This is a genomic window from uncultured Ralstonia sp. (assembly GCA_913056305.1).
Taxonomy (GTDB): Bacteria; Pseudomonadota; Gammaproteobacteria; order Burkholderiales; family Burkholderiaceae; genus Ralstonia.
Genome location: CAJXMR010000034.1, coordinates 21,591 through 35,074, shown reverse-complemented (window position 1 = coordinate 35,074; position 13,484 = coordinate 21,591). Strand labels below are relative to the sequence as shown.

11 protein-coding genes and 1 pseudogene are annotated in these 13,484 nt (G+C 67.6%); 7 read left to right on the top strand and 5 right to left on the bottom strand.

Translation table 11 applies throughout. The features are described from left to right. A pseudogene (locus tag QZ609_RS08525) lies at window positions 1-101 on the top strand (chemotaxis protein CheV); the annotation flags it as partial. A gap of 66 nt (window positions 102-167) precedes the next feature. Here QZ609_RS08525 and QZ609_RS08520 read toward each other — a convergent pair. Next, window positions 168-683, bottom strand: a complete 516-nt coding sequence (locus QZ609_RS08520) for a hypothetical protein (protein ID WP_295493270.1) — start codon at window positions 681-683, stop codon at window positions 168-170. Window positions 684-793: 110 nt separating this feature from the next. Continuing rightward, window positions 794-1,861, bottom strand: a complete 1,068-nt coding sequence (locus tag QZ609_RS08515) for a putative zinc-binding metallopeptidase (protein ID WP_295493268.1) — start codon at window positions 1,859-1,861, stop codon at window positions 794-796. Between the two features lie 226 nt (window positions 1,862-2,087). On the opposite strand from QZ609_RS08515, the gene QZ609_RS08510 reads away from it, so the two are divergent. The 4 genes from QZ609_RS08510 to QZ609_RS08495 are packed head-to-tail and all read left to right on the top strand — an operon-like array spanning window position 2,088 to window position 9,352. Beyond that, the gene (locus QZ609_RS08510) at window positions 2,088-5,534 is read left to right on the top strand and encodes a DUF2126 domain-containing protein (RefSeq protein WP_295493265.1); all 3,447 of its coding nucleotides are present in this window, start codon (window positions 2,088-2,090) and stop codon (window positions 5,532-5,534) included. 18 nt (window positions 5,535-5,552) lie between these two features. Next, window positions 5,553-8,120 (top strand): circularly permuted type 2 ATP-grasp protein, encoded by a 2,568-nt coding sequence (locus QZ609_RS08505; RefSeq protein WP_295493263.1) that lies wholly within the window; start codon window positions 5,553-5,555, stop codon window positions 8,118-8,120. Next, a complete protein-coding gene (locus QZ609_RS08500; RefSeq protein ID WP_295493261.1) occupies window positions 8,120-9,025 on the top strand; it encodes a transglutaminase family protein in 906 nt (301 codons plus the stop codon). Before QZ609_RS08505 ends, QZ609_RS08500 begins: the two co-directional genes overlap by 1 nt. Window positions 9,026-9,058: 33 nt before the next feature. After that, entirely contained in the window at window positions 9,059-9,352 is a 294-nt protein-coding gene (locus tag QZ609_RS08495) for a hypothetical protein (RefSeq protein WP_295493259.1), read from the top strand. Here QZ609_RS08495 and QZ609_RS08490 read toward each other — a convergent pair. The 3 genes from QZ609_RS08490 to QZ609_RS08480 all read right to left on the bottom strand — a co-directional run bounded on the left by QZ609_RS08490 (window position 9,343) and on the right by QZ609_RS08480 (window position 12,385). Further along, complete coding sequence (locus tag QZ609_RS08490) at window positions 9,343-10,731, bottom strand: LLM class flavin-dependent oxidoreductase (protein WP_295493257.1); 1,389 nt, start codon at window positions 10,729-10,731, stop codon at window positions 9,343-9,345. The genes QZ609_RS08495 and QZ609_RS08490 overlap by 10 nt on opposite strands. Window positions 10,732-10,749: 18 nt before the next feature. Beyond that, window positions 10,750-11,580, bottom strand: a complete 831-nt coding sequence (locus QZ609_RS08485; RefSeq protein ID WP_295493255.1) for a hypothetical protein — start codon at window positions 11,578-11,580, stop codon at window positions 10,750-10,752. A gap of 160 nt (window positions 11,581-11,740) precedes the next feature. Further along, window positions 11,741-12,385, bottom strand: coding sequence for a TetR/AcrR family transcriptional regulator (locus QZ609_RS08480; protein WP_295493252.1), 645 nt, complete (start codon window positions 12,383-12,385; stop codon window positions 11,741-11,743). A gap of 113 nt (window positions 12,386-12,498) precedes the next feature. Here QZ609_RS08480 and QZ609_RS08475 point away from each other — a divergent pair, with 113 nt between their 5' ends. Together QZ609_RS08475 and QZ609_RS08470 are read left to right on the top strand one after the other, a co-directional pair. Next, window positions 12,499-12,933 (top strand): SgcJ/EcaC family oxidoreductase, encoded by a 435-nt coding sequence (locus QZ609_RS08475; RefSeq protein WP_295493250.1) that lies wholly within the window; start codon window positions 12,499-12,501, stop codon window positions 12,931-12,933. A 79-nt stretch (window positions 12,934-13,012) separates the two neighbouring features. After that, window positions 13,013-13,444: a VOC family protein gene (locus QZ609_RS08470; RefSeq protein ID WP_295493248.1), complete on the top strand. Its 432-nt coding sequence runs from the start codon at window positions 13,013-13,015 to the stop codon at window positions 13,442-13,444. Window positions 13,445-13,484 lie beyond the last annotated feature (40 nt).

Below are 13,484 nucleotides of genomic sequence, written 5' to 3'. Positions count from 1 at the left end.
CGGCCAATGAAGACCACGTGCGTCGCGTCGGCGCCAACGGCTACGTGGCCAAGTTTGAGGCCAACGAGCTGGCCCAGGCGATTGCCTCGGCGTTGGGCTGAACACCAGCGGGTTCTGGTTTCCGTGGCGACGGGGCAAAGCGTTGTGCTGCAACGCTTTGCCCCGTGTCATTTGTGGGGGCTGTGATGATCGCCGCCTAGCGGGTCGACGATGATCATGGTGCGATCCAGCACGCCGCTGTCGTCAAAGTAAGCGCTGAAATGGGCTTGCTGATACCCGGTGACGAACATCCGATAGGACCACGCCTCGCGCTTCATGAGCGGGTAGTACTGCGTCGGCTCGCGCGGCATGCCAAAGCGCTCGGCCACGTCACGCTTGGTCCAGACGCCAGGGCGCGCCTCGTAGATTTCGCGCTCGGTCAGCATCTGGCGGAAGTTGGTGAGCTTGCCGCTGGCATCGAAATCCGCGGCGTAGACCTCGTGCCCCATCGGCTGCCTCGAGTAGATCCAACGGTGGGTGCCGCCGGCAAGCTGATAGGTCTCGGTGGGGGTGCCAAAGGTCTCGCGCACAGCGCTTTCGGGTTTGCCGATCATCTGTTGTGCGGTCTGGACGGGCTCCAGCGACGCACAGGCGCAGAGCGCGAGCGCAGCCGCGCCGATCCATCTGCCCAGTTGTATCTGCATGGCCATCCTCCAATGTCGACGCGGGCCGTGTGTGCCCCGCCTCGATAGTAAACACTGCATGTGGGGAAAATATTCCATCCGCCACGGTGATGCGCACTGAATTGGTGCCATCAGCTGGCTTTCGTTGCCGAGGCTGTGATGACCCGGTGCACGAAGCGCAGTTTGTCGATCACCGGTGTGGCCAGCGTAAACGGGTAGCCGTCGGCGAGCCCCAGGCTGCGGTTCAGGCTGTTGAGCGCGTAGGTAAGTGGAAACCAGCGCCCCAGCAGGCTGTCGAAGCCGGCTTCCTCCACCGGGGTCTGGTCGGTCAGCTCGGGTTCCTGCGGGTGGCCGGGCAGCAGCGCGAGCCCGCAAGACACGGCCGTATCCAACGTATCGACCATGTGCAGGTAGTGGGCCCAGGTCTCGGCCCAGTCTTCCCACGGGTGCATGGTGGCGTAGGCGCTGATGGTTGACTGCGCCCAGTCGGCGGGCGGGCCGTTGTCGTAGTACGTCTTGAGGGCCTCGGCGTAGTCGGCGCGCTCGTCGCCAAAGCGCTGGCGGAATGGCGCCTCCCAGCGTGTGCCCGCGATCAGGCGGTCGAAGAAGTAGTGGCCGGTCTCGTGGCGGAAGTGGCCCAGCAGCGTGCGATACGGTTCATGCAGTGCGGTGCGGGCCTGCTCGCGCGCCGCGTCGTCGGCCTCGGCCACGTTGAGGGTGATCAGGCCGCGGTCGTGGCCGGTGATGACGGCGTCCCCGTCGCCGGTGGTCTCCCGGAAATCAAACTGCAGCCCCGTTTCGGGGTTCTCGCGCCGAGAGGCGAGCGGCAGCCCAAGCGCCGTCAGTGTATAGAGCAGGCGGCGCTTGGCGGTCTCCAGGCGATACCAGTACAGGCGGTTGCCCGGCACCTCCAGGTTCGGAATGGCGCCGGTGAACTGGCACGCGCGGCACAGCGTATCGGGAGCCTCGGCCGGGACCATCCAGTTGCAGACGTTCTCGACGGCGTAGTTGTGGCATTGGCGGTAGAGCCCGCCGTTGGCACCAGGATGCAGGCTGCGCCAGAGCCCGTCGCCGGCCGCCTCGAACGCGCTGATCTCGCCCACCTCGGGCAGGTAGCCCAGCAGCGCCTCGCAGCGCTCGCAGCGGACGTTTTCAAAGAAGACCAGTTGCTGGCAACGGTTGCAGTGGTAGGTTTTCATGGATGGAAAACGGTGGGGTCCCCGGGCAAGCTGGGGTCTGTGCGGTTGGACGGCGGGCAAGCGAGGTTGTTCACCTTCTTGTCACACACAGGTCCAACGCCGGTGCCGACAATGGCGGGCAGCACGGGCCGGCGCCGCCATGCCAACGGCACGAACCTTGCTTGAACCGCCCGCCCGCTGGCGTTGCCTGAGCCGGCGCGGAACAACGAGCCATTGAGGAGTCCGTGTGTCGATCCGAGTCGCGCTGAACCACGTCACCCATTATCGCTATGACCGGCTCGTCGAGCTGAGTCCGCAGGTGGTCCGCCTGCGGCCGGCGCCGCACTGCCGCACGCCCATCCATGCGTATTCGATGCGGGTCGAGCCGGCCCAGCACTTCATCAACTGGCAGCAGGACGCCTTTGCCAACTACCTGGCGCGGCTGGTCTTTCCCGAGAAGACGCGCGAGTTCAAGGTCACGGTCGACCTGGTCGCCGAGATGGCGGTCTACAACCCGTTCGATTTCTTCCTGACGCCCGAAGCCGAGCAGTTTCCGTTTACCTACGCCGACGACCTGGCTGCAGAGCTGGCGCCCTACCGCGTCAAGCGCGAGATGACGCCGCGTTTTGCCGCCTTCGTCGCCAGCATCGACCGCACGCCGCGGCGCACGATCGACTTCCTGGTCGAGCTGAACCAGCGGCTGCAGCAGGAGATCCGCTACCTGATCCGCATGGAGCCCGGCGTGCAGACGCCGGAACAGACGCTCGAACTTGGCTCCGGCTCGTGCCGCGACACTGGCTGGCTGCTGGTGCAGGCGCTGCGGCAGTTGGGGCTGGCGGCGCGCTTCGTGTCCGGCTACCTGCTGCAGCTCGTGCCCGACGTCAAGGCCATCGACGGCCCCAGCGGCGCCGAGGTCGACTTTACCGACCTGCATGCCTGGTGCGAGGTCTACCTGCCGGGCGCGGGCTGGATCGGCCTGGACCCGACTTCCGGGCTGCTGGCTGGCGAAGGGCATATCCCCGTGGCCTGCACGCCGGAGCCGGGCAGTGCGGCGCCCATCGCGGGCGCGGTCGACGAGTGCGAGGTGGAATTCGGCCACACCATGTCGATCACCCGCGTGCTGGAAGCCCCGCGCGTGACCAAGCCCTACACCGAGGCACACTGGGCCGACGTGGTGCAGATGGGTGCGCACGTCGATGCCCAACTCGCGGCCATGGACGTGCGGCTGACCATGGGCGGCGAGCCCACCTTCGTGGCCGTGCGCGACCGCGATGCGGCCGAGTGGAACACCGATGCCCTCGGGCCCACCAAGCGCAGCTACGCCGTCGGGCTGATGGACAAGCTGCGCCAGCAGTACGGCGCCAATGGCTTCCTGCACATCGGCCAGGGCAAGTGGTACCCCGGCGAGCAGCTGCCGCGCTGGGCGCTGTCGCTCTACTGGCGCGCCGACGGCCAGCCCTGCTGGGGCGACCCCACGCTGTTTGCCGACGAGCGCACCCCGGGTTCCTACACCGCCGAGGATGCGCAGCGCTTCCTCCACCGTCTGGCAGGCAAGCTGTCGGTTGATGCGCAATGCATCCAGCCCGCCTATGAAGACACCCTGTACTACCTGTGGCGCGAGCGGCGGCTGCCCGTCAACGTTGATCCGTTCGACGCGCGTCTGGACGACGAGCTGGAGCGCGTGCGCCTGCGCCGCGTGTTCGATGCCGGCTTGTCTGCCGTGACGGGCTACGTGCTGCCGCTGGCCCGCGAGCATGACGTGGCGCTCTCCGGCCCGCGCTGGGTGACCGGCCCATGGTTCTTCCGCGATGCGCGCATGTATCTGATGCCGGGCGATTCGCCGATGGGTTATCGCCTGCCGCTGGACTCGCTGCCGTGGGTAAGCAAAGGGGACTATCCATACCAGCACGCGCATGATCCGTTCGGACCGGCCGCGCCGCTACGCACGGCGGCAGCATTGCGCATGCAGTACCAGGGCGAGGAGGCCGGAGGCGCCGGCGTGGCCGCCGGGGGTACGCCCGGAACGTCGGCCTCGCTGGGCACCGGCCAACCGGTCATGGATCGCATGCCGGCGCGCGGCGAATCGGCCGCATGGACGCGCCGCACCGCGCTGTGCGTAGAAGCGCGCGACCCCGCCCGCGCCGCCGGCCCCAAGGTCGAGGCCGAGACCTTTGGCAGCGGCAAGCGCCTGCTGCACGTCTTCATGCCGCCGCTGACCGCGCTCGACGACTACCTCGACTTGCTGGCCGCCGTGGAGGCCACCGCCGCCGAGCTGCGCGTGCAGGTCGTCATCGAGGGCTATCCGCCGCCGCGCGATCCGCGCCTGAAGCTGCTGCAGGTCACACCCGACCCCGGCGTGATCGAGGTCAACATCCACCCAGCCTCCAACTGGGGCGAACTGGTCGACCACACAGAGTACCTGTACGAATCGGCCCACCAGACCTACCTGAGCACCGAGAAATTCATGCTCGACGGCCGCCACACCGGCACTGGCGGCGGCAACCACTTCGTGCTGGGCGGGGCCACGCCGGCGGACAGTCCGTTCCTGCGGCGGCCCGATTTGCTGGCGAGCCTGATCGCGTACTGGCACAACCATCCGTCGCTGTCGTACCTGTTCTCCGGCCTGTTCATCGGGCCGACCAGCCAGGCGCCGCGCGTGGACGAGGCGCGCAACGACCAGGTCTACGAACTGGAGATCGCCTTTGCCGAGCTGCAGCGCCAGCTCGATCGGCTGGGCGCATTCGGCAGCGAGGGCAACGGCGGCGCACAGGTGCCGCCCTGGCTGATCGACCGCATCCTGCGCAACATCCTGATTGACGTGACCGGCAACACGCACCGCGCCGAGTTCTGTATCGATAAGCTCTACTCGCCCGACGGCCCCACCGGCCGGCTGGGCCTGCTGGAGCTGCGCGGCTTCGAAATGCCGCCGCATGCGCGCATGAGCCTGGTGCAGCAACTGCTGCTGCGCGCGCTGGTGGCCCGCTTCTGGCAAACGCCGTACACCACGCGCCTGACGCGCTGGGGCACCGAGCTGCACGACCGTTTCCTGCTCGGCACCTTCGTGCAGATGGATTTCGACGACGTACTGGACGACCTGCGCGAGGCGGGCTACGCCTTCGAGCGCCACTGGTTTGCGCCGCACTTTGCGTTCCGCTTCCCGCTGGTGGGCGAGCTGCAGTCGGCCGGCATCTCGCTCACGCTGCGCGGCGCGCTCGAGCCCTGGCACGTGATGGGCGAGGAGGGTGGGGCGGGCGGTACGGTGCGCTATGTCGATTCGTCGGTCGAGCGGCTGGAGGTGAGCGTGCTGGGCCTGAACGACAACCGCCATGTGGTGACGGTCAACGGCATTCCCTTGCCGCTGCAACCAACCGGCCGCGTGAGCGAGCACGTGGCGGGCGTGCGCTTCCGGGCGTGGTCGCAGTCCTCGGCGCTGCACCCGACCATCGGCGTGCACGCGCCGCTCACCTTCGATCTGGCCGACACCTGGACCGGCCGCTCGCTGGGCGGTTGCCAGTATCATGTGGCGCATCCGGGTGGACGCAACTACCAGACCTTTCCGGTCAATGCGTACGAGGCCGAGAGCCGGCGCCGCGCGCGTTTCTTCACGACAGGGCATACGCCCGGGCCGCTCGAAGTGCAGGCGGCCGAGCGCAGTCTGGAGTTTCCGTTCACACTGGATCTGCGTCGCTATTGATTACCCACCGAGCCGATCTTGTCCTTCCAGTCGACCCTCCCGCTCGACACCGCTGGCGTTCATGCGGATGTCCTCGCCTTGCTGCGTACGCTGCCGGCACGGGAGGGGCATTGGGATGAGTTGCGCGCCGCGTCGGGCGCGCTGCGCGCGCCGTGGCGGCGCTTCTTCGAACTGCTCGGCGAGCCCGGCGTCGCCGGGCTGGATCATGCGCGCGCTTCAGTGGCGCAGCAGGTGCGCGACAACGACATCAGCTACAACGTCTACGCCGACAAGGGCGAGCCGCGCCCCTGGGCGCTCGAGCTGCTGCCCTTCCTGATCGACGAGGCGCAGTGGGCCGACATCGAGCACGGCGTGGCCCAGCGCGCGCAGTTGCTCAACGCCATCGTGGCCGACGTCTACGGCCCGCAGACGCTGCTGGCGCGCGGGCTGCTGCCGCCGGCGCTGGTGTTCGGCCACCCCGGCTATCTGCGCGCCGTGCGCGGCTTCACCCCGCCAGGCGGGCAGTACCTGCAGATCGTGGCAGCGGATCTGGTGTGCGCGCCGGATGGCACCTGGACGGTCATGTCGCACCGGGCCGAGGCCCCGTCCGGCCTCGGCTACGCGCTGGAGAACCGCCTGATCGTCTCGAGCCTGTTCGCCGATCCGTTCCGCGAGCTGCACGTGGCCCGACTGGCGCCGACCTATTCGCAACTGATCGGCACGCTGGCCGCCGCCGCCCGCACCACCATGCATGGCGACGAGGGCGACGACTCGCCGCACATCGTGTTGCTCACGCCCGGGCCCTTCAGCGAGACCTATTTCGAGCAGGCCTTCCTGGCACGCTACCTGGGCGTTACGCTGGTCGAAGGCAAGGACCTGACGGTGCGCGGCGACAAGCTCTACCTCAAGACCTTCAACGGGCTCGAGCGCGTGCACGCCGTGCTGCGCCGCCTCGACGACGTGTTCTGCGACCCGGTCGAGCTGCGCGCCGATTCCACCATTGGCGTGCCGGGCCTGCTGCAGGTCATGCGCGCGGGCAACGTGATGGTGTCGAACGTGCCGGGCGCCGGGTTTGTTGAATCGCCGGCCATGCTGGGCTTCCTGCCGGGGATTGCCGAGGCACTGCTGGGCACGCCGCTCGCGCTGCCGAGCGTGCCGACCTGGTGGTGCGGCGAGGAGGCCGCGCTCAGCGAGGCGCATGCACAGATTGATTCGGCGCTGCTACTGCCGACCTGGCCGGGCGAACGGCCGGATGGCGCGCCCGGCATGGCACAGGGCCCGCAAGCGCTGGCCGCCTGGCGCGACCGTATCGAGCGCGCGCCCGACGCCTTCACCATCCAGGCGCCGCTGCCCTATTCCTGCACGCCCCGATACGAAGCCGGCATGCTTACCGGCCGGCCCTCGGTCCTGCGCGTCTATGCCATCGCCGACATGAACGGCGGCTGGCACGTCATGCCCGGCGGTTTCACGCGTCTGGCCGGCGAGCGCCAGGCCACCGCGTCGATGCAGCTCGGCGGCAGCAGCGTCGACACCTGGGTGCTGTCGAGCCAGCAGAGTTCGACGTTCTCGCTGCTGCCCTCGCCGATGAAGCCGGGCGACCTCGCGCGCAAGCACCGCACCATCTCCAGCCGCGCGGCCGAGAACCTGTTCTGGTCCGGCCGCTATGGCGAGCGCGCTGAGAACAACGTGCGGCTGTGCCGCATCCTGCTCGGCTCGCTGGAGGGCGGCGACGCCGGCACCATGTTCCCGACGCTGGTCGAGCTGGCGGCGCAGTGCGGGCTGATCCACAGCATCGACGTGTTCGCACGCAGCACGCCGCATGCGTTCGAGCGCGCGCTCGTGGCCGGCTTGGGCGAGCACAGCGGCACCACCGGCATCGGCTATTGCCTCGCCGCCCAGGCCCGCGCCTCGGGCGAAGTGCGCGGCCGATTGTCGAACGACCACTGGCGCACCATCCTGGCCGCGCGCAATGACTTCCGCGATGGACTGGGCGACCTCGCCGCCGAAGGCAGTGGGCATGATCGCGTGGCGCTGGTCGCGCTGCTCGAAACCCTGTCGACCCAGCTGTCCGCCGTCAGCGGCGCGCAAGGCGATCGCATGACCCGCGACGAGGCCTGGCGCTTGCTGTTCGCCGGCCGCCATATCGAGCGCGTGTGGGCCATGACGACCTTCCTGCGCGTGGTGGCCGAGCAAGGCACGCTGGCCACGCCGGAGGGCTTCGATCTGCTGCTGCAGCTGTTCGACAGCACGCTCACGTACCGCTCGCTCTACCCCGGCCGCCTGGAGGTGCCGGCACTGCTGGACCTGCTGGTGGTGGAGCAGACCAACCCACGCGGCCTGTATGGCGTGTATGCCCGCTTGCGGACCAAGCTGGAGCAGATCGAACGCGCCGCCACCGATACGCGGCGCACGCCGTTTGCCGAGATGATGCCGGTGGTCGAGACGCTGCTGCCGCTCGAAGCCCTGTGCGAGACCGATGCCGACGGCAAGCACGCCAACCTGATCGACATGTGCGACCGGATCGGCGACTACGTGGGGGCGGCCTCCAACGAAATCAGCGCGCGCTATTTCAGCCACGCCAGCACCCCGACCGCGCAGGTGGCCTGATGACCAGGCAAGCGCAAGCGACGCTGCTGTCGGTTTCACATAGCACGCTGTACCGCTATGCGACGCCGGTTGAAACGGCTCAGCACCTGGCCACCATCCGCCCACGCGCGTGCGCTTGGCAGGAGATCGTCGTCCACCAGGAGCAGATCGAGCCGGCGCCGTCGTACGTCACCAGCCGCGTCGACGGTTTCGGCAATGACGTGCTGTATTTCTCGCTCGACACGCCGCACGACAGCCTGCGCATGACCAGCGAAACCACGGTGCGGCTGCTGCCGCGCTGGGCCGGGCTGGACCCCGACACCACGCCCGCGTGGGAAACCGTGGCGCAGCGCCTGCGCTATCAGGTGGGCTCGGCGTTCTATCCGGAGGCGGAGTTTTGCTTTGCCTCGCCCAATATCGCATTGCCCCCGGAGCTGCATGCCTATGCGCGGCAGAGCTTCGCACCGGGCACGCCGGTCGTCGCGGGCGCGGTCGATCTGATGCATCGCATCCATGCCGATTTCGAATATGCGCCGACGGCCACGGCCTTCGACACGCCCGCTGCGCGTGCCTTTGCATTGCGCCGGGGCGTCTGCCAGGACTTCGCGCAGGTGATGATCGGGTGCCTGCGCGCGCTGGGTTTGCCCGCGCGCTATGTGAGCGGCTACCTGCGCACCGAGCCGCCCGCTGGGCAGCCGCGCCTGATCGGCGCCGATGCCTCGCATGCGTGGGTGTCGGTGTTCTGCCCGGAAAGCGGTTGGGTCGATCTTGACCCGACTAACGACGTGCTGGCCGACCTGGACCACGTCACCCTCGCCATCGGTCGTGACTACAGCGACGTCTCGCTGCTGCGCGGCATGATCCTCGGCGGCGGCGAGCATCAGGTGGACGTGGCGGTCAGCGTGCAGGAGGTGCCGGTCGCGTGAGGGGATCGGCGAGGGCATGCAGTGGGGAGCATCATGAAGAAGCAAATCTCTTGGCAGGACCTGCCCGACCCGGCAGATGTCTCGGGCGTCTTCGCCTTTGCCATGTCGTTCAACGGCTATGAGGAGCTGGGCTCGTTCGAGGCCTGCACCAGCGCCGCGCGCGAACGCAGGCGAGCATCGATTGCCGACTTGCGCAACGAGCTGTTCTGCGCGGCCAGGGCGTCCCGCCATGCGGGTTCAACGACGTACCTGGCGACCTACGAGGCGTTGTTCCCGCTATTCCAGCGCATGCTGAGGCCCCTGGCCGCGAACGGCCCTCAGGGCTGATCGGCGAGTTCTGGCGACGGGTGCCTGCGGCGCTGCGCGCCCGGGTGCGCAGCCGGGAGCCGATCACTGTCGCCGAACAGCTTGCGACGCAGTGTGCCCGGCGCGTACGCGGTCTTGTAGACCCCACGGTTCTGCAACTCCGGCACGACCAGGTCGATGAAGTCGGCATAGCTTTCCGGCGTGACGGTGCGTGCCAGGTTGAAGCCGTCGATGTCGGTCTCGTCCATCCAGTGCTGAAGGGCATCGGCCACCTGCTGCGGGTCGCCCACGATGGTCGTGTAGCGGCCGCCGAGCGCGAGCTGGCCGAGCAGGTGCCGCACGGTGAACTGCGCGTCGCCACCGGTGGCACGGCGGACCGACGATTCGATCGCATTCGTCTTCACCGCGCGCAGCGGGTCGTCCAGCGCATACGTCGAGTAGTCGACCCCGGCACCGGCTGAAAAATGGGCGAGGCCCGCTTCCGCACTGGCGTGGCGCTGGTACTCAGCCAGCTTTTCGCGGGCAAGCTTTTCCGTCTTGTCGACCACGACCGTGATGCCCATGAGCGCTTTCACGTCACCGGGGCGGCGTCCGGCTAGCACGGCGGCTTGCCGCAACTGCGCCACTTGATCACGCGTGGCAGAGGTGCTCTGGCCGGACAGGAACACGCACTCGGCATGCTCGCCTGCGAAGGTCTGCCCGCGCGCGGAAGACCCCGCCTGGAACAGCACCGGCGTGCGCTGCGGCGAGGGCTCGCTCAGGTGGTAGCCCTCAACGTCGTAGTAGCGCCCATGGTGGCGGATGCGGTGCACCTTGTCCGGTTGCGCGAACACGCGGGCGGCGCGGTCGCGCAGCACGGCATCGTCTTCCCAGCTGCCTTCCCAGAGCTGATAGACCACATCGAGGAACTCATCGGCGCGGTCGTAGCGCTCGTCGTGCGCGATCTGCCCGGTGAGGCCCATCGCGCGCGCGGCGCTCTCCAGATAACCGGTGACGATATTCCAGCCAACGCGCCCGTCCGTCAGGTGGTCGAGCGTGGAGAACCGCCGCGCCAGCAGATAGGGCTGTTCATAGGTCAGGTTGACGGTCAGGCCAAAGCTCAGATGCTCGGTCGCGGCCGCCATGGCCGAGACCAGCATCAGCGGATCGTTCACCGGCAACTGGATCGACTCGCGCAGTGTCACGTCGGCCGACTGCTGATACACGTCGTACACGCCCACGATGTCGGCGATGAACAGGCCGTCGAACAGGCCGCGCTCCAGCAGCTTGGCGAGGTCGGTCCAGTAGCTGAGCTTGCGGTAGTCGACGGAGCGGTCACGCGGATGCGTCCACAGGCCGTGGTTGATGTGGCCGACGCAGTTCATGTTGAACGCGTTGAGCAGGATCGGTTTCTTCGCCATCGTGCGCATGTGGCCCGGTTATGCGGCCAGGCTGGTGAGGGTGGGCAGGCTGTCGGCGGGGCGCTGCAGCAGCACGCCCAGGATCTCGCGTCGCCACGCGTCATAGAGCGGCGCGTGGTTGCGCGTGTCGATGCCCGCCGCGCGTGCGTTGAGCGCCCAGGATTCACGCAGGTAGTCGCCCAGCAGTGTCTGCAGGTGTTCGTCCGCTTCCAGCACCTCGCCCGTCCATTGCTCGCGTTGCGCCGGCGAGGCGCCATCGAGCTTGCGATGCCACCATTCCGTGATGAGGATGCGGTGCACCTCCTCGTCCGGCATGATGCGGTTCTCGGCAAAGTCGCGATTGGCGAGGTCGAGCACGCGCGAGGTGCGGCGGTTCACCGCCAGGCGCGCGAGGATGTGGTGCTCGTAATGAAATTCCCACGCGAGAAAGGCGGCCCAGCTCGTGAGCGGGGTGTCGCCCAGTACGTCCCAGTGGTGGCGCACGTCCTGCGCGATGCGCTCGATCTGGTCGTGGCCCGACAGTACGCGGATGCGCTCGCGCGAGGCCACGGCATGAAAGCCGTCATCGCCGATCTGGCGCGACAGGGCGAGCTGGAAATCGGGGTCGTCGCGGAACAGGCGGTCCAACCCGGCGCTCGCCAGCTGCACGATGAAAAGGTCGTGCGCGGCATTCCACACGGCGTAGTCGATCACGCCTTCCAGCTCTTCCGATGTTTGCGCGTCGCGCGGCGGGTCAACGCGCGCGGGCGGCAGGTGCGGCGCGTGCACGGCAGCGACGCGGTCGAAGAGGGCTTTCTCCAGCGCGCCGGAGTAGCGCACGGGGGCAATGTCGAGATCGGCTTGGGTCACGGTGATGGCCTCGTGGCGGAAGGTTGCTCCGATGGATATGCGTCGCGCTTACGCCGGGTGGGCGTTGCGCGACAGAGGCCGTCATCGTTGCATCGAACCTTGCGCAGGCAAACGAAGCGTTGCGCATGACGTTAGAAGGGGGCGCCGACACCGATTTGCGCTACAGGCCGTTCTCCACCATGGCCAGTAGCCGCAGCGCGATGGCGCCGGTCTGCTCGGGCGGGCGGCCGCGCAACGGGCCGTCGATGATCAGCAGAGCGAGCCCGTGCACGGCAGACCATGCGAGGTATTCGGCGCCAAAGCGGCGCTCCAGCGGTAGCACGCCCGCGGCGGTCAACTGATCGAGTGCCGAGCCGAGCAGCTGGAACGGGTTGAGGCCGCTGTCGCCGGCCTTGTCAGGGTCGACGTCGTGTTCCACCTCGTCGGGCACGGCAAATGCGGTACGGAACAGGCCGGTCTCCATTTGCGCAAAACGCAGGTAGCCCACGCCGACCGCGCGCAATGCGCCACGCGCCTGATCGGCGTCGGAGAGCGTCGGGTCGATCTGTGCCAGCTCGGTTTCCATCGCGCGCGCCAGGGCTGCGAGGGCGGCCGCGCGCACGGCCTGGAGCAAATCCTGGCGCCCTTCGAAATGCCGGTAGGCCGCATTGGGCACCACGCCGGCGCGCCGCGTGGCTTCGCGCAAGACGATTGCGTCTGGCCCGCCGGCGCGCGCCAGTTCGATGCCGGCGTCGAGCAGTGCGCGGCGCAGATCACCGTGGCGATAGGTTGCCCGCGTGGGCGGGCGAGGAGGCTCCTGGGTCATGCCATCTCCATGTGGACACTGTCCATTATCTCTGCTATTGTTTGTGGACAGTGTTCACAATTACACCGTAGTCGTTGGCGATGTGAATTGCCAAGCTTTTTCAGGAGGCTGACATGACGGATGTGTTAACTGCAGCAGACGACGAGTCCCAGATTCGCGCGCTGATCCAGGAATGGGCCGCGGCCGTGCGCGCCAAGGACGTGAACGCGGTGATGCGCCACTACGCACCCAACGTCGTGGTGTTCGATGTGATGCCGCCGCTGTTTGTGAAGGGTGCCGAGCCGTATCGCTGCAATTGGCAGGACTGGTTCGACGCGCTCGACGACGGCCCTGTCGATTTCCAGTTCGTCGAATTGCAACTGGCGGTGGGTGGCGATCTGGCCTATTGCTTTAGCGTGAACCGGCTGCGCGCGCGATATCGCGACGGCACCCGGCACGACGCGCAGACGCGCGCCACCGCGTGCTTCCGCAAGATCGACGGGCGCTGGCTGGTCGTGCATGAGCACGCTTCGGTGCCGATGCCGGTTTCCGAAACCGTCGGCGCATGACGTGCTTTGCACGATGTTGTGTTTTCCCCCAAGGCCGTGACCGATCGCGGCCTGCGTTGTTCACCACCAAGGAGCTGTGATGTCTGTTCAACCCTATCTGTTCTTTGAAGGTCGTTGTGAAGAGGCGCTGGAGTTCTACAAGAAGACGCTCGGCGCGAAAGTCGACATGCTGATGCGCTACAAGGACGCGCCCCCCGGAGCCGAACCGAAGGCTGAGCAGTGCGGCGGTGTGGTGCCTCCGGCCGACAAGGTCATGCACGCGGCCTTCCGCATCGGCGATGCCGTCGTGATGGCGTCCGACGGCATGGTCTCGGGCAAGTCCGAGTTCAAGGGCTTCTCGCTGTCCGTCGACGTGGCCGACAAGGCCGCGGCCGAGCGCACGTTCAAGGCGCTGGGCGACGGCGGTCAAGTGACGATGCCGTTGACGGAGACCTTCTTTGCCAATGCGTTCGGCATGCTGGTCGATCGCTTTGGCGTCGGCTGGATGGTGATTGCACCGAAGCCGATGTAAGCGAAACGCGCAAGAAAAAAACGGCCACCTTCGGGTGGCC

What these genes read in the sequence shown, in the direction of transcription:
- QZ609_RS08520 (WP_295493270.1), bottom strand. Translation starts at nt 683, where the DNA reads ATGCAGATACAACTGGGCAGATGGATCGGCGCGGCTGCGCTCGCGCTC.
- QZ609_RS08515 (WP_295493268.1), bottom strand. Translation starts at nt 1,861, where the DNA reads ATGAAAACCTACCACTGCAACCGTTGCCAGCAACTGGTCTTCTTTGAA.
- QZ609_RS08500 (WP_295493261.1), top strand. Translation starts at nt 8,120, where the DNA reads ATGACCAGGCAAGCGCAAGCGACGCTGCTGTCGGTTTCACATAGCACG.
- QZ609_RS08495 (WP_295493259.1), top strand. Translation starts at nt 9,059, where the DNA reads ATGAAGAAGCAAATCTCTTGGCAGGACCTGCCCGACCCGGCAGATGTC.
- QZ609_RS08490 (WP_295493257.1), bottom strand. Translation starts at nt 10,731, where the DNA reads ATGGCGAAGAAACCGATCCTGCTCAACGCGTTCAACATGAACTGCGTC.
- QZ609_RS08480 (WP_295493252.1), bottom strand. Translation starts at nt 12,385, where the DNA reads ATGACCCAGGAGCCTCCTCGCCCGCCCACGCGGGCAACCTATCGCCAC.
- QZ609_RS08475 (WP_295493250.1), top strand. Translation starts at nt 12,499, where the DNA reads ATGACGGATGTGTTAACTGCAGCAGACGACGAGTCCCAGATTCGCGCG.
- QZ609_RS08470 (WP_295493248.1), top strand. Translation starts at nt 13,013, where the DNA reads ATGTCTGTTCAACCCTATCTGTTCTTTGAAGGTCGTTGTGAAGAGGCG.